The organism is Allobosea sp. 47.2.35 (assembly GCF_024655635.1).
Lineage (GTDB): Bacteria > Pseudomonadota > Alphaproteobacteria > Rhizobiales > Beijerinckiaceae > Allobosea.
Genome location: NZ_JANLGI010000005.1, coordinates 137,376 through 155,333, shown reverse-complemented (window position 1 = coordinate 155,333; position 17,958 = coordinate 137,376). Strand labels below are relative to the sequence as shown.

Annotated in this window: 14 protein-coding genes; 8 read left to right on the top strand and 6 right to left on the bottom strand. The window is 66.3% G+C overall.

Features of this window, described 5'->3' with window-relative positions:
• Nucleotides 1–205: 205 nt before the first annotated feature.
• The 6 genes from NUV79_RS08980 to arcC all read left to right on the top strand — a co-directional run bounded on the left by NUV79_RS08980 (nucleotide 206) and on the right by arcC (nucleotide 8,093).
• On the top strand, nucleotides 206–1,771 hold the full coding sequence (locus tag NUV79_RS08980; RefSeq protein ID WP_257732733.1) for a SulP family inorganic anion transporter: 1,566 nt from the start codon (nucleotides 206–208) through the stop codon (nucleotides 1,769–1,771).
• 109 nt (nucleotides 1,772–1,880) lie between these two features.
• Nucleotides 1,881–3,113: a tetratricopeptide repeat protein gene (locus NUV79_RS08975; protein ID WP_257732732.1), complete on the top strand. Its 1,233-nt coding sequence runs from the start codon at nucleotides 1,881–1,883 to the stop codon at nucleotides 3,111–3,113.
• A gap of 39 nt (nucleotides 3,114–3,152) precedes the next feature.
• Nucleotides 3,153–4,055: a DUF2877 domain-containing protein gene (locus tag NUV79_RS08970; protein ID WP_257732731.1), complete on the top strand. Its 903-nt coding sequence runs from the start codon at nucleotides 3,153–3,155 to the stop codon at nucleotides 4,053–4,055.
• A complete protein-coding gene (gene fdrA / locus NUV79_RS08965; RefSeq protein ID WP_257732730.1) occupies nucleotides 4,033–5,577 on the top strand; it encodes an acyl-CoA synthetase FdrA in 1,545 nt (514 codons plus the stop codon). Before NUV79_RS08970 ends, fdrA begins: the two co-directional genes overlap by 23 nt.
• A gap of 2 nt (nucleotides 5,578–5,579) precedes the next feature.
• Nucleotides 5,580–7,010: a YlbE family protein gene (locus NUV79_RS08960; RefSeq protein ID WP_257732729.1), complete on the top strand. Its 1,431-nt coding sequence runs from the start codon at nucleotides 5,580–5,582 to the stop codon at nucleotides 7,008–7,010.
• A gap of 99 nt (nucleotides 7,011–7,109) precedes the next feature.
• The gene (gene arcC, locus NUV79_RS08955) at nucleotides 7,110–8,093 is read left to right on the top strand and encodes a carbamate kinase (RefSeq protein WP_257732728.1); all 984 of its coding nucleotides are present in this window, start codon (nucleotides 7,110–7,112) and stop codon (nucleotides 8,091–8,093) included.
• Nucleotides 8,094–8,243: 150 nt separating this feature from the next.
• Here the strand turns inward: arcC and NUV79_RS08950 are convergent, their stop codons facing one another.
• The 5 genes from NUV79_RS08950 to NUV79_RS08930 all read right to left on the bottom strand — a co-directional run bounded on the left by NUV79_RS08950 (nucleotide 8,244) and on the right by NUV79_RS08930 (nucleotide 14,007).
• Entirely contained in the window at nucleotides 8,244–9,437 is a 1,194-nt protein-coding gene (locus NUV79_RS08950) for an amidohydrolase family protein (protein WP_257732727.1), read from the bottom strand.
• A gap of 195 nt (nucleotides 9,438–9,632) precedes the next feature.
• Nucleotides 9,633–10,505, bottom strand: a complete 873-nt coding sequence (locus NUV79_RS08945) for an ABC transporter permease (RefSeq protein WP_257732726.1) — start codon at nucleotides 10,503–10,505, stop codon at nucleotides 9,633–9,635.
• The gene (locus NUV79_RS08940) at nucleotides 10,502–11,443 is read right to left on the bottom strand and encodes an ABC transporter permease (RefSeq protein WP_257732725.1); all 942 of its coding nucleotides are present in this window, start codon (nucleotides 11,441–11,443) and stop codon (nucleotides 10,502–10,504) included. Before NUV79_RS08940 ends, NUV79_RS08945 begins: the two co-directional genes overlap by 4 nt.
• 10 nt (nucleotides 11,444–11,453) lie before the next feature.
• The gene (locus NUV79_RS08935; protein WP_257732724.1) at nucleotides 11,454–13,058 is read right to left on the bottom strand and encodes an ABC transporter substrate-binding protein; all 1,605 of its coding nucleotides are present in this window, start codon (nucleotides 13,056–13,058) and stop codon (nucleotides 11,454–11,456) included.
• A 400-nt stretch (nucleotides 13,059–13,458) separates the two neighbouring features.
• Nucleotides 13,459–14,007 carry a cupin domain-containing protein gene (locus NUV79_RS08930; protein WP_257732723.1) on the bottom strand — a complete coding sequence of 183 codons (549 nt, stop codon included), beginning with the start codon at nucleotides 14,005–14,007 and terminating at the stop codon, nucleotides 13,459–13,461.
• A gap of 141 nt (nucleotides 14,008–14,148) precedes the next feature.
• Between NUV79_RS08930 and aptA the strand changes: the two genes are divergently transcribed.
• Entirely contained in the window at nucleotides 14,149–15,498 is a 1,350-nt protein-coding gene (gene aptA, locus NUV79_RS08925) for an omega-aminotransferase AptA (RefSeq protein WP_257732722.1), read from the top strand.
• Nucleotides 15,499–15,504: 6 nt separating this feature from the next.
• Here the strand turns inward: aptA and NUV79_RS08920 are convergent, their stop codons facing one another.
• A complete protein-coding gene (locus NUV79_RS08920; RefSeq protein WP_257732721.1) occupies nucleotides 15,505–16,395 on the bottom strand; it encodes a MurR/RpiR family transcriptional regulator in 891 nt (296 codons plus the stop codon).
• Nucleotides 16,396–16,625: 230 nt separating this feature from the next.
• Between NUV79_RS08920 and NUV79_RS08915 the strand changes: the two genes are divergently transcribed.
• Nucleotides 16,626–17,951 carry an aspartate aminotransferase family protein gene (locus tag NUV79_RS08915; protein WP_257732720.1) on the top strand — a complete coding sequence of 442 codons (1,326 nt, stop codon included), beginning with the start codon at nucleotides 16,626–16,628 and terminating at the stop codon, nucleotides 17,949–17,951.
• The last annotated feature ends 7 nt before the right edge of the window (nucleotides 17,952–17,958 follow it).

The window sequence follows — 17,958 nt, the reverse complement described above, 5'->3', positions numbered from 1 at the left end:
TCTATGCGTGGATGGCGGGTATTCGCAAGCAAAAGCCGGTTAGAACGGTTCGATATTTATCTGCTCTGGATAAAACAAGGCTGGTCAATTTAGGTGGCTTGGCAATGGTTCGCCTGCCGCCGGCTCACTAGGCTCCCCTCAAAAGAAGATCGTTCGACGGCGGGGATCGCGCGGCTGGAGCGCACCCGAGAGGATGGGGGCATCGATGGACAGATCATTTATCTGGCGAAAGGGCGACTGGGGCGGGTATTTCGGCCTGCTGGCCAACAACCTGACCAATCTGCTGACGATGATCGGTCTGCTGCTCTTCGTCGTCGGTTTCCCCAAGGAGATGGTCTATGGCCGGATCGCGCCGGCCTTCGGTCTCGCCGTCTTCGCCGCGAGCCTCTGGTACACCTATTTCGCCTACAAGCTCGTCAAGGAAACCGGCCGCGCCGACGTGACCGCGCTGCCCTCGGGCCCGAGCGCGCCCTCGATCTTCACGGTGACCTTCCTCGTCATCCTGCCGGTCTATCTCCAGACCAAGGATGCCGAGTTCGCTCTGCAGATCGCGCTGGTCTGGTGTTTCGTCGAGGCGATGATCCTGGTCGGCGGCTCCTTCCTTGGCGAGACCATCCGCAAGACGATCCCGCGCACGGTGCTCTTGTCCTGCCTCGCCGGCCTCGGCTTGCTGCTGCTGGCGATGAACCCGATGCTGCAGTCCTTCGAGACGCCGACGGTCGCCTTCGTGGTTCTGGCTCTGATCTTCCTGAACTGGTTCGGCAAGAAGCCGCTCTTCCCGAAGGTTCCGACCGGCTTCCTGCTGCTCGCCGCCGGCACCGCGCTGGCCTGGATCTTCGGTCTGCAGAGCCCGGCCGAGATCAAGAACTCGCTTTCGACCTTCGGCTTCAACCCGCCGACGCTGCATATTTCGAGCTTCATGCAGGGCCTGCCGCATGCGCTGCCCTATCTCGCTTCGGCCGTCCCGCTCGGTCTCGCCAACTACGTGTTCGACCTCGAGAATATCGAGAGCGCGCATGCCGCCGGCGATCCCTACCCGACGCGCCAGGTGATGATGGCCAACGGCCTGTCCTCGACGCTCGGCGCCTTCTTCGGCAACCCGTTCCCGGTCACCGTCTATATCGGCCATGCCGGCTGGAAATCGATCGGCGCCGGCACCGGCTACACCTTCTTCACCGGCCTGACCATGTTCCTGGTCTCGCTGTTCGGCCTCGGTGCCTTCCTGCTGGCGCTGATCCCGATGGTCGCGGTGGTTCCGATCCTCGTCTATATCGGCATCGTCACGGCCAATCAGGTGGTGCGCGAGTCGCCGCGCGATGAAGTGCCGGTGATTTTCGTCACCATGTTCCCGTGGATCGCCAACTGGGCACTGACGCTGGCCAACAACACGCTGTCGGCCGCCGGCACCGCCGCCAAGACCGTGGGCGTCGAGGCGCTCGCCAAGAAGGGCGTGTACTATCAGGGCCTGTCCAATCTCGGAAATGGCGCGCCGCTGAGCAGCATGACCTGGGGCTGCATCACGATCTTCGCAATCACCGACAAGCCGATGCGCGGCGCGGTCGCGGCGCTGGTCGGCGGCTTCCTGACGCTGTTCGGCGTGATCCATGCGCCGACGGTCGGCTTCGCCCAGCCGCACGCCATGCCGCTGGTCTATGCATACTGCATGATTGCCGGCGTCTTCGTGCTCAAGCACTACCTCAACCTGCGCGAGGCGGATCGCACGATCGCCACCGGCGAGATGAAGCCGGCTACCCAGGCCAGCAAGGCATGAGCCGGCGAGGCGAGCCCGCCGCCTGCGGATGGGCTCGCCTCGCTGCCGCCTGCCATGCCTTTCGCGGCGCCCGTCCGAGCGCCGCACCACCGACCGACAGGAAGACCCGATGAACGCCCCGTCCGCCAACCCGCCCCTGATTGCCGCCGCCGACAAGGGCGACATGGCCGCCGTCGAGCGCCTCCTCGCCGAGGGCGCCAAGGTGGATGCCAAGGACGAGGCCGGCCGCACGGCGCTGATGGCGGCGACCCAGAAGAACAACCTGCCGCTGGCGCGGCGGCTGATCGCAGCGGGCGGCGACGTCAATGCCCGCGACATCACCATGCTCTCGCCCTATCTCTGCGCGGGCGCGAACGGCTTCAACGAGATCCTGAAGCTCGCCATCGCCTCGGGCGCCGACCCGAACAGCGTCAACCGCTTCGGCGGCACGCCGCTGCTGCCGTCGAGCGAGAAGGGCTTTTTGCGCACGGTGCGGGTTTGCCTTGCAGCCGGCATCCCGGTGGACCGTGCCAATGATCTCGGCTGGTCGGCCCTGCTCGAAGCCGTGATCCTCGGCGATGGCGGCAGGCTCTATGGCGACGTGATCGAGGCTTTGGTCGAGGCGGGCGCGGATCAGCATCTCAGGGACCGCGACGGCAAGTCCTCGCTGGAACATGCGCAAGTGCTCGGTCAGGAGCGCGTTCTCAAGATTTTCCGCGGCGAGAGCGCTGCGGCCGGGCCGGGCGCAGCGTCGATCCGGCAGGCGAAGCAGGCCGAGAAGGCGGAGCGCTACGAGGAGGCGCTCGCCATCATCGAGGCAGCGCTGGCGCTGCATCCGGGCGACGCCGATCTCGGCTATTACAAAGGCTATTACCTCTACGAGCTCGGGCGCAACGAGGAGGCGATCCGCACCTTCGAGGCGGTGCTCGCGGCGACCCCCGAAGCGATCGAGTTCCATTTCTACATCGCCTATGCCTGGCGGGTGATGAAGCAGCCGGAAGCGGCGCTGGCAGCCTTCGATGCGGGCATCGCGAAACAGCCGGACGCCCTGTTCCTGCGCTACCACAAGTCGAACTATCTGCGTGAACTCGGCCGCCATGAGGCTGCCGTTTCGGTGATGGACGAATTGCTGGCGCGCGCTCCCGGCCGCTACGACTTCGCCTTCCACAAGGGCAACAGCCTGCGCTCGCTCGGCCGGCACGAGGAGGCGATCAGCGCGATCGAGATCGCGATCGCGTCCGATCCCGGCAATCCGCTTTACCGCCAGCACAAGGCGCAGTCGCTTCGGCTGCTCGGCCGCGAGGCCGAGGCGCAGGCCGAGCTCACGACGGCAGGCCGGCCTCCGGCCGCCCGCGCCAGCTGAATGCCGGCCGGGCCCGCCCCGATGCGCGCGCATGTCACCATGCAGGCAAGGTCCGGCGACGGCGCCTTCCTTGCACGCGTGAACGGCGCGGCCTTCGCGGGCGTGGTTCACAGCGCCTTCCATCGGGCGGTCAACATCGCCTGCCTTAGCAATGGCGAATTGCATACGCTCGTCACCGGCGATCTCGATGACGGGCCGAACTCGCTGGTCGTGGTGACCGAGGATTTCCTCGCCATCGGCATCTGCCAGGGCGACAGCGTCAGGGCCGGGGGCGGCAGCCTCGCGATCGCCGGCAAGGCGATGGTGAATGTCGCGGGAGCGGTCGTCTGGCGCACGCCCGTGCCGGAGACGCATTGCGCGACGGGTTTGCTGCGTCGGCGACTGGCGGAAGCCGAGGCGACGATCCGGTGCAACGGCACCCCCGGCGGCTTCATCGAGGGCATGGCCGATACCGAGGTCGCGCGACTGACGACACGGATGCTGCATGAAGGCGCGGACGGGCTCGCGCTCGCTCTGGGACGGGGCGACACGGATGCGGCGCTGACCCATGCCCGCCGGCTCCTCGGCCTTGGGCCGGGGCTCACGCCATCGGGCGACGACTTCCTCACCGGGCTGCTCGCGGCCCGCGCGCTCTGCCGGCGGCAGGCCGATCTCGGCAGCGACGCCTTCGCGCATGGCGTGATCAGGCTCGCCAAGAGCGCGACCAACCCGATCGCCTACGCGGCCATCGCCAAGGCGGCGCGCGGCGAAGTCAGGGAGCGGGTCGCGCGCCTCATCATCGCGCTCGGCAGCACGACGGCGGAGCCGCCTTCGCAGGCTCTCGCACAGGTTCTCGCGATCGGCTCCTCATCCGGGACCGAGATCGCTTTCGGCGTCATCCGTGGACTGGCGTCGCTCATCGACAACGGAGAATGGGATCATGGCCATCAAGACCGCCATTAAGCGGAACACCTATTTCGACTCGGTCTCGCTGATGTCGGTGACCGGGCGGGCCAACGCCGTTGCCGGCGTCGACCAGGCGATGATCGGCATGGGCACCGCCATGAACAAGGAGGTGCTCCAGAATGTCGGCATGCTGACGCCGGAAGCGGCGGAGGCCCAGAGTGGTGACCTGATGATCGTGGTGCGCTCGGCGTCGGACGAGATCGCCGAACAGGCGCTGGTCGAGATCGACGAATTGTTCAAGCAGAAGGGCGGCAACGAGAGCGGCCGCAAGATGAACTACGCGACGATCGAGTCCGCTGTCGCGCATGTGCCCGGCGCCAATCTCGCGATCATCGCGGTGGCCGGCGAGTTCGCCAGCCGCGAGGCGCGCCGCGCGCTGGAGAGCGGCCTGCATGTCATGATGTTCAGCGACAACGTCTCGATCGAGGACGAGGTCGCCCTCAAGACGCTCGCCCATGACAAGGGCCTGCTGATGATGGGGCCGGATTGCGGCACTGCATATATCGGCGGCGTCGGCCTGTGCTTCGCCAATGCGGTGCGCGCCGGCAATATCGGCATCGTCGGCGCCTCCGGCACCGGCAGCCAGGAGGTCGCGGCCCGCATTCATGATTTCGGCGGCGGCATCACCCAGATCATCGGCACCGGCGGGCGCGATCTCAACGAGAAGGTCGGCGGCATCATGATGATCGACGGCATCAATGCGCTCGCCCGCGATCCGGCGACCGAGGTGATCGTGCTGGTCTCCAAGCCCCCCGCGAAGTCGGTGCAGGACAAGGTGCTGGCGGCGGCCGCTTCCTGCGGTAAGCCGGTCGTCGCCTGCCTGCTCGGTGGCTCCGAGGAGGCCGTCACCAAGGCCGGCCTGCAATTCGGCAAGACCACCAAGGAGGCTGCGCTGAAGGCCGTCATCCGGGCTGGCCGGAAGGAGGAGGAGATCAACAAGCGCGCACTCAACCTGCCCTTGATCGCCGAGACCCGCGCCAAGCTGAAGCCCGAGCAGCGCTATATCCGCGCGCTGCTCTGCGGCGGCACGCTCTGCGAGGAGATGATGCTGATCGCCAAGGAGAGCTACGACAACGTCTACAGCAACATCGCCAAGGACCCGGCGCGCAAGCTGAAGGACGTCTCCACCAGCATCGAGCACACCTTCATCGATTTCGGCGACGACGATTTCACCCGCGGCCGGCCGCATCCGATGATCGACCCCTCCCAGCGCCTCGCGCGATTGGTGCAGGAGGCACGCGACCCCTCGGTCGGTGTCATCGTGCTCGATTTCATCCTCGGCTACGGCGCCCATGAGGACCCGGCCGGCGTGATGATCCCCGCCCTCGTCGAGGCCAAGCAGATCGCGGCGACTGACGGCCGCCATCTCGAGATCCTCGGCTATGTCCTCGGCACGGATCTCGACAGCCAGTCGCTCGCCGAGCAGACGGCCAAGCTTTCGGAAGTGGGCGTCACCATCGCCAGCAGCTGCACCAATGCCGGCCTGCTGGCGCGCGGTTTCGTCTCCAAGGAGATCTGATCATGTCCAGCATCAACGACCTGTTCAGCAAGGTCAGCGTCATCAATGTCGGCCTCGAAATGTTCAAGGACGATATCGAGAAGCAGGGCGGCAGCGCCGTCCATCTCGACTGGCGCCCGCCGGCGGGCGGCAAGCCCGAGCTGATCGACGCGCTCGAAGCGCTGGCGCGCCCTGAGATCGCGGCGCGCATCGAGACCGCGAACCAGGAAGCGGTCGAGCGCATCCTGAAGTCGCAGCCCGTGCTGGTCGGCTTCGGCCCGGCGCTGGAGGTCGTGCCCGGCATGACCAAGACGACGATCCTCCATGCCGGCCCGCCCATCACCTGGGAGCGGATGTCCGGCCCGATGAAGGGCGCCGTCACCGGCGCGCTGGTCTTCGAAGGGCTCGCCAAGAACTTGGAGGAGGCGGCTGCACTCGCGGCCTCCGGCGAGATCACCTTCTCGCCCTGCCACGAGCATAACTGCGTGGGCTCGATGGCGGGCGTGACCTCGGCCTCGATGTTCATGCACATCGTCAAGAACAAGACCTATGGCAACGTCGCCTACACCAATCTCAGCGAGCAGCTCTCCAAGATTCTGCGTATGGGCGCCAATGACGAGACCGTCATCGCTCGGCTGAACTGGATGAGCGACGTGCTCGGGCCGATCCTGCGCGAAGCCATGCAGATCGCCGGTGAGATCGACCTGCGCCTGCTGCTCTCGCAGGCGCTGCACATGGGTGACGAGTGTCATAACCGCAACGTCGCCGGCACCACCATCCTGATCCAGAAGCTCGCGCCCTTCATCCTGGAGACGTCGTTCACCACGGCCCAGAAGCGGGAAGTCTTCGATTTCGTCGCCAGCAGCGACTATTTCTCCGGGCCGACCTGGATGGCGATGTGCAAATGCGCGCTCGACGCCGCCCATGACGTGCCGCACTCGACCATCCTGACGACGATGTGCCGCAACGGCGTCGAGTTCGGCATCCGCATCAGCGGCGTGCCGGGCTTCACCTGGTTCACCGGCCCGGCGCAGAAGGTCATCGGCCCGATGTTCGCCGGCTACAAGCCGGAGGATTCAGGCCTCGATATCGGCGACAGCGCGATCACCGAGACCTATGGCATCGGTGGCTTCGCCATGGCGGCGGCGCCGGCCATCGTGCCGCTCGTCGGCGGCACGGTCGACGAAGCCATCGGCTTCTCCGTCCGCATGGCCGAGATCACCACGGCCGAGAACCCCAACGTCACGGTGCCCCTGCTCAACTTCAAGGGCGTGCCGACCGGCATCGACATGCGCAAGGTGCTGCAGACCGGGATCATGCCCGTCATCAACACCGCCATCGCCCATAAGGAAGCCGGCATCGGCATGATTGGCGCGGGCATCACCTATCCGCCGATGGAGGCTTTCGAGAAGGCTTTGCTGGCCTTCGCGCGCCAGGAGGGCGTCGCGGGCTGAAGACTGCCGCGGGCCGCCTCGGAGCGACCCGCGTTCCGCATCAACGAACAATTTCAACATGCGTCGCGACCTGCCGGCCGGCGCGTGGGAGGAGGATTCATGACTTCGATCGACGCCGTTCCGGATCGCCTGATCATCGCCATCGGCGGCAACGCCATTCATCCCGAGGGCATTCGCGGCACGGCCGAGGAGCAGGAGCAGCTCGCCGCCGAGACGGGCGCTGCCCTGCTGCCGTTGATGGAGCTTGGCTCGCAGCTCATCATCACCCATGGCAACGGCCCGGTTGTCGGCAAGATGCTGCTGCGCCATGCCATCGCCCGCCATCGCGTCGCGCCGATGCCGCTCGACATCTGCGTCGCCCATAGCCAGGGCGGCATCGCCTATCTCCTGACGCAGGCACTTGAGAACGCGCTGCGCGCCAAGGGCAATCCGCGCGAGGTCACCTGCGTCCTCACTCAGGTCGAAGTCGATCCGAACGACCCGGCCTTCCAGAACCCGTCGAAGCCGATCGGCTACTTCTACACCGAGGAGGAGGCGAAGGCGCTGAGCGCCGAGATGGGCTGGCTGATGAAGGAGGATTCCGGCCGCGGCTACCGCCATGTCGTGCCCTCGCCGCTGCCGCAGCACATCGTCGATTTCGACCTCGTGCAGGCGCTGGCCGAGAAGGGCGCGGTCGTGATCGCGGGCGGCGGCGGCGGCGTGCCGGTGGTGCGCCAGCCGAACGGCCAGAGCCGCGGCGTCGAGGCCGTCATCGACAAGGATCGCACCACGGCCAAGATGGCGAACCTGCTCGACATCCCGGACATGATCATCCTGACCGCCGTGCCGCGCGTCGCGGTGCATTTCGGCAAGCCGGAGCAGCGCTTCCTCGATCGCGTCAGCCTGTCCGAGATCAAGCGCCTGCATGCCGAAGGTCATTTCCCGCCCGGCAGCATGGGGCCGAAGATCGACGCAGCCGTCCAGTTCATCGAAGGCGGCGGCAGGCGCTGCATCATCGCGCGCATCGAGGATGCAGTCGCGGCGCTGCGCGGCGAGGCCGGCACGCAGATCGTCTCCGACGAGGCCTTCGCGGCGGCGGCCTGAAGCTTTGTCGATCAAGGCAATGGGAGGGCAGGGCCGTCGGGAGACCGGCGGCCCTTTTTCATGCTGTCGGTCGTCTATCGGGCGACAAACGAAAACGGCGCCGCGAAGCCAGAAGCCTCGCGACGCCGCTGATGATACGGGATCGGCCCGTCAGGCGATGGGCTGGGTCAGTTCGCCGTGGCGCGCGACGATCCTGCCGCGCTTGACTACGGTGCGGTCGGCAGGGCGCTCGACGATGGCCTCGCAGATGGTCTCGCCGGGCAGGATGACGAAATCGGCGTTGCAGCCGACATCGAGGCCGTAGTTCTCGATGCCCATCGTCTTGGCGCCCTGATAGGTGCAGACATCGAGCGCCAGCTCCATCTCCTCGTCGCGGCGGAAATTGTTGCGCAGGCCGACCAGTGTCGCCCGCTCCAGCATGTCGCCCATGCCATAGGGGTTCCAGCTGTCGCGCACGCCGTCGGAGCCGCCGGCGATGACGACACCCGCCTTGAGGCAGGCCATGACCGAGGGGGCGGGCGAGGCGGCGGGTGCCGTGGTCACCAGCGTGATGCGCTCCTTGGCCAGGTCCTCCATCAGGCGGCGGACATAGTCGGCATCGGGCATGCCCAGGCAGAAGGCGTGGCTGATCGCGACCTTGCCCTGCATGCCGAGCGCGCGGGTGCGCTCGATGATCAGCTCCATCGAGAAGGCGCCGACCTCGCCGCGCTCGTGCAGGTGGATGTCGAGCGGGCGGCCGTATTTCTCGGCAAGGCCGAAGATCGCGTCGAGATGGCCCTTGGGGTCGCGGTCGAGCGTGCAGGGATCGAGGCCGCCCACGACATCGGCGCCCATCGCCATCGCCTGGTCGAGCAGTTCGAGCGTGCCGGGCCGGATCAGCATGCCCGACTGCGCGAAGGCGACGATCTCGACATCGATCACGTCCTTGAGGCGCTCGCGCATGGCCATGACGCCCTCGATGCCGGCGAGGCCGACCTCGGTGTCGACATCGACATGGCTGCGGATATGGGTCGTGCCGAGCTTGACCATCTGGGCGACGAGCCGGCCGGACTGGCGGTCGGCATCGATGCCGAATTCGCGGCGGTTGCGGCGCTCGGTCTCGATCTTGTCGATCAGGGCGGGGCCGGCGGTGTGCCGGTGCCAGCCCATGCCCCAGAAGCTCTTGTCCAGATGGGTATGTGCCTCGACGAGGCCGGGGATCATCAGGCGGCCGCCGGCATCGAAGGTTAAGTCCGCCCCGGCGGCGCTGGCGCCGATCGCCGCGATGCGCCCGTCACGGACCAGCACGTCCGTCGCCGCGCCGCCGGCCGGGCGGACATTCCGGATCAAGAGGGTATCGGTCACGAGGCGTCTCCTTCTTCCAGACCGGCCTGTGCCGGCTTCTCAACGTCGATGACGGCTTTGGCCGGCTGGGATCATAGAACCAGCTTGCCGCAGCCGCCGGCATAAAAGGCGCCCCGCCGGCGTCGCGCGGCGGGGCGAGTTATCCACGGTGAGTGGGGCGTACCGAGCTTGGCTCCCCGTGGAGGCATTCGAGGATCACACCCGCTTGCGCAGGCGCGGATCGAGGGCGTCGCGCAGGCCGTCGCCGAGCATGTTGATGGCGAGGACGGTGATGGAGAGGAACAGCGCGGGGAAGAAGATGATGTAGGGCTTGATCTGCCAGAGCGCCCGGCCTTCGGCCATGATATTGCCCCAGGACGGCGTCGACGGCGGCACGCCGGCGCCGATGAAGGAGAGCGCCGCTTCCGCCAGGATCGCCACCGCGCAGATATAGGTCGCCTGCACGGCGATCGGCGCGAAGGTGTTGGGCAGGATGTGGCGGAAGACAATCCAGGGCACGCTGGCGCCGCAGGAGCGGGCGGCCTCTACATAAGGTTCCTCGCGTAGGAAGAGCACGACGCCGCGGATCAGACGCACGACGCGGGGCGTCTCGGCGATGGTGACGGCGAGGATGACGTTCCAGATCGAGGCGCGGTTGAGCGCGATCAGCGCGATGGCGAGCAGGATCGAGGGGATCGCCATGAGTCCGTCCATGACCCGCATGACGAAGGCGTCGAAGCGCGGCAGGAAGCCGGCGAAGACGCCGATCAGCACGCCGAGGATGGTCGCGCCGATCGCCACCGAGAAGCCGACGATGAGCGAGACGCGCGTGCCGTAGAGCACGCGGGAATAGAGATCGCGGCCGAGCATGTCGGTGCCGAACCAGAACGCGGCCGATGGCACTTTGGCGCGGTCGAAGGCCGAGATCGCCGTCGGGTCACGCGTGCCGAGCCAGGGCGCGAGCAGCGCGACCAGGATGAGGAGGACGAGCACGGCGGCGCCGCAGGCGATGCTCGGATTGCGGGCGAGCTGCCCGAGCCGGCTCTGCCGGCCGCCGCGCGGCGCGACGTCGGAGGTGATGGCGGTCAATAGCGGATCCTCGGATCGAAGACGGTGTAGAGCATGTCGACCAGCAGGTTCACGAGCACGTACATGAAGCTGAACAGCAGGATGACGCCCTGGATGACGGGGTAGTCGCGGCGCAGGATGGCATCGACGGTGAGGCGTCCGAGGCCTGGAATGGCGAAGACCGTCTCGGTGACGATGGCGCCGCCGATCAGCAGGGCGACGCCGCTGCCGATGGTGGTGATGATCGGCACCGAGCAGTTCTTCAGCGCGTGCTTGAACAGGATCTTGCGCTCCTCGGCGCCTTTGGCGCGGGCGGTGCGGACATAGTCCTGGGCCAGCACCTCCAGCATGGTGGCGCGGGTGATGCGGGCGAGCAGGCCGATATAGACGCTGCCGAGCGCGACCGCCGGCAGGATCAGGCTGCGGACCGCCGGCCAGAGGCCGTTGGACATCGGCACATAGCCCTGCACCGGCAGCCAGCGCAGCTGCAGGCCGAAGACGAAGGCGAGCAGATAGCCGACGACGAAGGAGGGCACCGAGAAGCTCAGCACGGCGAAGACCATGACCGCACGGTCGCTCGCCGTGTTGTGCTTCCAGGCGGCGATCACGCCGATCGGCAGCGCCAGCGTCACCGAGACGACGAGCGTCATCAGCATCAGCAGATAGGTCGGCTCCAGGCGCTGCACGATCATCGCGGCGACCGGCTGGTTGGTGAAGAGCGAGAGGCCGAGATCGCCGTGGAGCAGGCTCCAGACCCAGTTCCCGAAGCGGATCGGGAACGGGTCGTCGAGCTTCAGGGCGATGCGGATGCGGGCGATGTCGGCCGCCGTCGCCTGGTCCCCGGCCATGATCGCGGCGGGATCACCCGGCGCGAGATAGAGCAGGCCGAAGACGAACAGCGCGACGAAGGCCATGACCGGCAGCGCTGCGAGCAGCCGGCGCGCGATATGGGAGAGCATGGGGCCTGTCTCAACCCTTGGCCGTCATCGTGAAGAAGAGCGGCCGTTGCAGCTGGATGTCGGTCAGGTTGTTCCGGTAGCCGCTGACGGTGGCGAAGCCGCCAAGCGGGATATAGGGCACGTCGATCAGCGCCTGCTTCTGGATCTCCTCGCAGATCTTCTTCTGGGTCGCGACGTCGGGCGCATCGAGCCATTGCTGGCGCAACTCCTCGAGGCGCGGCGCCGTCGGCCAGCCGACCCAGGCATCGTTGCCGTTGCCGCGCAGGCCGATATGGCCGACCGGGTTGAAGTTGCTCATGCCGGAGAGCGCGGTGAGGAAGACGTTCCAGCCGCCCTTGTCGGCGGGCTCCTTGCTGAGGCGGCGCTGCATCAGGGTGCCCCAGTCCATGGCCTGGATGTCGACATTGAGACCGACCTTCTTCAGCGTGTCGGCGGCGAGCAGCGTGCAGGGATGCGTCCAGGGATAGTCGACGGGATCGAGCACCACGACGCGCTCGCCATTGTAGCCGGCGGCCTTGATCTCCTCGGCCGCCTTCTTGACGTCGCGCGGGCTGGTGAAGGCCTCCAGGCCGATTGTGGTCGTCATCGGCGAATCCGGGCTGAAGAAGCCGACGCCCGACTGCCAGAATTCCTTGTTCTCCTCGCCGAAGGTGCCGGACATGATCGCCCGCTGGTCGAAGGCCTTGAGCAGAGCCCGCCGGATCGTTGGATTGTTGAAGGGCGGCTGCAGGTGGTTGAAGCGCATCACCGCGAAATTGGGCGTCGTGCGCGGCAGCAGGCGGATATTGGGATCGGCCTTGAGCACCGGCAGGAAATCGGCGCCGACCATCTCGATCATGTCGATCTCGCCGGCCTGGAGGGCGGCTGCGGCAGTCGAGGCGTCGGGGATGATGTTCCAGACGATTTTCTCGAAATGGGCGATCTTCGGCCCGGCCGTATAGGTCGGTGCGAAAGCATCGTTGCGCGGCTTGTAGCCGGCGAATTTTTCGAAGACGGCTTTCGAGCCGGAAACCCACTGCTCTTTGGCGAAGCGATAGGGGCCGGAGCCGATGCTCTCGCGAATCTGCTCGGTCGGCGAGGTCATGGCGATGCGCTCCGGCATGATCGCCGGCATGTTCGAGCCGCTGGTGGCGAGCGTCATCGGCAGCAGCGGGAAGGGCTTCTTGAGCTTGAACTGGAGCGTGCGGTCGTCGACCGCCGTCATCGTGTCGACCACGCCGAGCAGGGCTGCGCCCATGAAGTCGCGCTTGCCCCAGCGGTTGATGCTGGCGACGCAATCCTTGGCGAGGACCGGCTGGCCGTCATGGAACTGCAGTCCGTCGCGCAGCTTGATCGTCCATTGCAGCTTGTCGTCCGAGACCGTGTGGCCCTCGGCCATCTGCGGATGGACGTTATAGTCCTTGTCGAAGCCGTAGAGCGTGTCGAAGACGAGGTGCCCATAGACCTGGACGATGGTCGAGGTGCTCCACACCGGATCGAGGATGTTCAGGTCCGCTTCGGGAATATAGCGGAGTTCCTTCTTCCCGGCGGCATGGGCCGGCGCGGTGAAGAATGGTGCAAGCTGTGTAAAGATGGCCGATTGAGCGGAGAGCTTGAGGAAATTGCGCCTATTCATGTTTCACCCCTGATGTTGCCGGGAGGTCGATCTGCATTTCGATCGCGTTTTCGAGGCCATGCGCAGGCAAGTTCGACTGCCGACGTCATAGGCATCGTCAAAAGGCGTCGATTTTTATTTCCCGGAATTGTTATATTATTCGGGTGTTATGATGAGGCCATCTTTCCGATTTTCAAATTAAATCATCCAATTATTATCATGCAGGAATCGAATGAAGAGGCAGGGACGCCACCCCTTGTCATTCCGGGGCGCGCCATAGGCGCGAACCCGGAACCCACGACTGGGTGAGGCATTCAGTGTCGGGTGAGAGGGGCTCACCCAGTCGTGGGTTCCGGGTTCTTCGCTGCGCGAAGCCCCGGAATGACAAGAGGGCATCTCTCTGTGATGGCGCTGATAGCGCCTAGAAGGTCGGCGGGGTGCAGGCGCTGACGATTTCGCAGGGGACCGGGCCGACGCAGCGGAAACGGTGCGGGCGGGTGCTCTCGAAATAATAGGCGTCGCCGGGGCCGAGGATGCGGCGCTCTTCGCCGACGGTGAGCTCGATCCGGCCGGCGAGCACGACGCCCCCTTCCTCGCCTTCATGGGTCAGCAGCACGCGGCCGGTATCGGCGCCGGGCTCGTAGCGCTCCTTGATGATCTGGAGTGCCCGGCCGAACAGGTTCTCGCCGACCTGGCGGAAGGAGATGCCGCCCTTGCCGATCTCGACCAGCTCTTCCGCCTGGTAGAACACCTGTCGCGGCTTCTCCGGCTCGAAGGCGAAGAACTCCGACAGGCTGATCGGGATGCCGTCGAGGATGCGCTTGAGCACGCCGACCGAGGGGTTCACCTCGTTCGCCTCGATCAGCGAGATCGAGGAATTGGTCACGCCGGCCTGCTTGGCGAGCGCGCGCTGCGACAGGCCGCGCTGCATCCGGACATATCTGAGGCGGGCTCCGACATCGATGTTCATCGCCAACCTGTTCCTGCTGTTCTCGATATTCAACGATACGTAGATCGATCTAGATTTTTCAAGGCATTAGCTCGTCACTGAAATAGACTTGTTGCGTTGACGAAAACATGAGCACTGACGGGCCACAAAAGGGAGGCCGTCATGACCGTCAACACCAAGCCGTCCGCGCTGCAGAACGCCCGTTCGCTCGATGCCTTCTGGATGCCGTTCACCGCGAACCGGCAGTTCAAGCAGGCGCCGCGCCTGCTCGCCAGCGCCAGCGGCATGCATTACGCCACCGAGGATGGTCGCAAGGTCATGGACGGCACCGCGGGCCTGTGGTGCTGCAATGCCGGCCATGGCCGCCGGCAGATCAGCGAGGCCGTCTCGCGCCAGATCGCCGAGCTCGATTTCGCGCCGGCCTTCCAGATGGGCCACCCCATCGTGTTCGATTTCGCCGAACGGCTCGCCGCCATGGCGCCGGGCGAGGGCGCGAACAAGCTCGACCGGGTGTTCTTCACCGGCTCGGGCTCGGAATCGGTCGATACCGCGCTCAAGATCGCGGTCGCCTATCAGCGCGCCATCGGCCAGGGCACGCGGACCCGCCTGATCGGGCGCGAGCGCGGCTATCACGGCGTCGGCTTCGGCGGCATCTCGGTCGGCGGGCTCGTCAACAACCGCCGTGTCTTCCCGCAGCTGCCGGGCACCGACCATCTGCGCCACACCCATGATCCCGCCCGCAATGCCTTCACCCGCGGCCTGCCCGAGCATGGCGCCGAGCTTGCCGACGATCTCGAGTGGCTGGTCGCGCTGCATGGCGCGGAGACGATCGCGGCCGTCATCGTCGAGCCGATGGCCGGCTCCACCGGTGTGCTGCTGCCGCCGAAGGGCTATCTGCAGCGCCTGCGCGAGATCGCGACGAAGCACGGCATCCTGCTGATCTTCGACGAAGTCATCACCGGCTTCGGACGTCTCGGTACGCCTTTCGCCGCCGATTATTTCGGGGTGATGCCGGACCTCATGACTACGGCCAAGGGCCTGACCAACGGCGCGGTGCCGATGGGCGCGGTCTTCGCCAGCCGCAAGGTGCATGACGGCCTGATGACCGGGCCGGAGGGCATGATCGAGCTGTTCCACGGCTATACCTATTCCGGCCATCCGGTTGCCTGCGCGGCGGGCCTCGCCACGCTCGACATCTATGCGGACGAGGGGTTGCTGACGCGGGCGGCGAAGCTGGCGCCGGCCTGGGAGAGCGCGATGCATTCGCTGCGAGATGCCCCGCATGTCATCGACATCCGCAATCTCGGCCTCGTCGCCGGCATCGAGCTGTCCTCGCGCGACGGCGCTGCCGGTGCCCGCGCCTATGAGGTCTTCGTCGACTGCTTCGAGAAGGGGCTGCTGATCCGCGTCACCGGCGACATCATCGCGCTGTCGCCGCCACTGATCGTCGAGGAGGACCAGATCGGCGAGATGGTCGAGACGCTGCGCGGTGCGCTGAAGCGGGTGGCCTGACGGTCCTCAGATGCGGCGGCGCGGGATCGCCGTCGCATAGGTGTTCAGCGAGAGCAGGTGGCGGTCGGCGCGCTGCAGCGCGGCGAGTGCCGCCGTGCGATCCTTGTTGGCCAATAGCCCGCAAAGCACCTCGGAAATGGCGAGCGCCGGCGCAAGGGTGTGGAAGAAGCTCTGGCTCTCGGTCGAGCAGAGGATGGTGAGGTCGGCGAGCCCGACCAGCGGCGAGACCTCGCTATCGGTGATCGCGACGATGCCGAGCCCCTTCTCGCGGGCGAGCTGCGCCAGCTCCAGGCTGTGCAGGGCGTAAGGGTTGATCGAGATGGCGAGCAGGACATCCTCCGCGCCCGCCCGGATCAGCCCGTCGCCGACCGTGTCGGCCGGGCCGTCGAGATGGGTCGTCTTTTCGCCGAGCAGTGTCATCACGTAATGGAAATGCCAGGCCACCGAATGGCATGAGCGCAGCCCGAGCACGAAGATGCGGCGGGCCTGTGCCAGCCGGTCGGCGGCGGCGGCTAGGCGTTCGAGCGAGGCCGGCTCCGTCAGGCGCGCGATCTGGGCGGCGAGGCCCTGCAGCATGCGGCGCGACAATTGTGCCGCCGCCATGTCTTGTTCGTTCTCCTCAGTCTGCATGGCGCGTGCGGCGAAGCCGTCGACGCGGAAGCGGATCGCCTCGGCATGATGGGCGCGGATGTCGTCATAGCCGGCCAATCCCAGGAACTTGGCAAGGCGGGTCATGGTCGAGGGCTGCACGCCGGCATTGCGGGCGAGCTCCCGCATCGAGACCAGCGCCACCTCCTGCGGATGCTCGATGATGTAGCGCGCCGCCTGCCGCAATTGCGGGGACATGCCGTCGAAGAGGCTGACGATGCGCTCGCGCAAGGGATCGGCCTGCAACATTTGAATCGCGCCCTTCTCTGTCCGATCGCGACCATTCCCGCGCGGCGGACGGATTTCAAACGGTTTTTCCGCTTTTCCCTCAGCTTGCAACGTATTGTTCCGACGCAACAGTTTAGAAGTCAATCGTTTCGTTTTTGTATCATATAAAACAAATGTTGCATTCATTAATGAAGCGTGTCATGAGGCTGCGCGCCGCGGCGCTCTGTCCGCGCCAATCCGGGAATGTCGAGATGACCAGGATTCTCCATCGCTCGATCGGCGGCAGCCTGCCGCAAGCCGTCGCGGGGCAGGGCGTCTTCATCACTGACGCGGACGGGCGCAGCTATATCGATGGTTCGGGCGGCGCCGCCGTCTCCTGCCTCGGCCACGGCCATCCCGAGGTCATGGCCGCGATGCAGGCGCAGATGGATCGCATCGCCTACGCGCACACCTCCTTCTTCACGACCGATGTCGCCGAGGAGCTGGCCGACCGGCTGGTCGATCTGGCGCCGGAGGGGCTCGACTACGTTTATCTCGTCTCCGGCGGTTCGGAAGCCGTCGAGGCCGCGATGAAGATGGCGCGGCAGTATTTCGTCGAGATCGGCCAGCCGCAGCGCCGGCATTTCATCGCGCGCCGGCAGAGCTATCACGGCAACACGCTGGGCGCTCTTGCCGCTGGCGGCAACGCCTGGCGGCGGGCGCAGTTCCAGCCGATCCTGCCCGAGACGCACCATGTCTCGCCCTGCTACGCCTATCGCGACCAGAAGGCCGGCGAGACGCCGGAAGCCTACGCCGCCCGGCTTGCCGACGAGCTGGAAGCCAAGATCCTGGAGCTTGGCGCGGACGAGGTCATCGCCGTTATCGCCGAGCCGGTCGTCGGCGCGACGCTCGGCGCGGTCGGCCCGGTCGCGGATTACTTCGCCCGCATCCGCAGCATCTGCGACAAATACGGCGTGCTGCTGATCCTCGACGAGGTGATGTGCGGCATGGGCCGCACCGGCACGGTGTTCGCCTGCGAGCAAGAGGGCATCTCGCCCGATCTCGTCACCATCGCCAAGGGCCTCGGCGGCGGCTACCAGCCGATCGGCGCCGTGCTGCTCTCGGACAAGATCTATCGTGCCTTCGCCGAAGGCTCCGGCCTGTTCCAGCACGGCCATACCTATATCTGCCATCCGATGGCGGCAGCGGCGGCGCTCAAGGTGGTCGAGCTGATCTCGCAGCCGGAGATCCTGGCGAATGTCCGGCTGATGGGCGAGCGCCTGCAGGCCGGGCTCGACGCCCGGCTCGGCCAGCATCCCCATGTCGGCGATATCCGCGGGCGCGGCCTGTTCCGCGGCATCGAGATCGTCGCCGACAAGGAGACCAAGGCGCCCTTCGATCCGGCCCTGAAGATCCATGCCCGGATCAAGAAGGAAGCGATGGCGCGCGGCCTGCTCTGCTACCCGATGGGCGGCACCATCGACGGGCGTCAGGGCGACCATGTGCTGCTGGCGCCGCCCTATATCATCGCGCCTGAAGAGATCGACCAGATCGTCGAGCGGATCGCCGGCGCGATCGACGCGGCGGTCCGGGGCTGACGCGGGC

What these genes read in the sequence shown, in the direction of transcription:
- NUV79_RS08980 (WP_257732733.1), top strand. Translation starts at nt 206, where the DNA reads ATGGACAGATCATTTATCTGGCGAAAGGGCGACTGGGGCGGGTATTTC.
- NUV79_RS08975 (WP_257732732.1), top strand. Translation starts at nt 1,881, where the DNA reads ATGAACGCCCCGTCCGCCAACCCGCCCCTGATTGCCGCCGCCGACAAG.
- NUV79_RS08970 (WP_257732731.1), top strand. Translation starts at nt 3,153, where the DNA reads ATGCAGGCAAGGTCCGGCGACGGCGCCTTCCTTGCACGCGTGAACGGC.
- fdrA (WP_257732730.1), top strand. Translation starts at nt 4,033, where the DNA reads ATGGCCATCAAGACCGCCATTAAGCGGAACACCTATTTCGACTCGGTC.
- NUV79_RS08960 (WP_257732729.1), top strand. Translation starts at nt 5,580, where the DNA reads ATGTCCAGCATCAACGACCTGTTCAGCAAGGTCAGCGTCATCAATGTC.
- arcC (WP_257732728.1), top strand. Translation starts at nt 7,110, where the DNA reads ATGACTTCGATCGACGCCGTTCCGGATCGCCTGATCATCGCCATCGGC.
- NUV79_RS08940 (WP_257732725.1), bottom strand. Translation starts at nt 11,443, where the DNA reads ATGCTCTCCCATATCGCGCGCCGGCTGCTCGCAGCGCTGCCGGTCATG.
- NUV79_RS08935 (WP_257732724.1), bottom strand. Translation starts at nt 13,058, where the DNA reads ATGAATAGGCGCAATTTCCTCAAGCTCTCCGCTCAATCGGCCATCTTT.
- NUV79_RS08930 (WP_257732723.1), bottom strand. Translation starts at nt 14,007, where the DNA reads ATGAACATCGATGTCGGAGCCCGCCTCAGATATGTCCGGATGCAGCGC.
- aptA (WP_257732722.1), top strand. Translation starts at nt 14,149, where the DNA reads ATGACCGTCAACACCAAGCCGTCCGCGCTGCAGAACGCCCGTTCGCTC.
- NUV79_RS08920 (WP_257732721.1), bottom strand. Translation starts at nt 16,395, where the DNA reads ATGTTGCAGGCCGATCCCTTGCGCGAGCGCATCGTCAGCCTCTTCGAC.
- NUV79_RS08915 (WP_257732720.1), top strand. Translation starts at nt 16,626, where the DNA reads ATGACCAGGATTCTCCATCGCTCGATCGGCGGCAGCCTGCCGCAAGCC.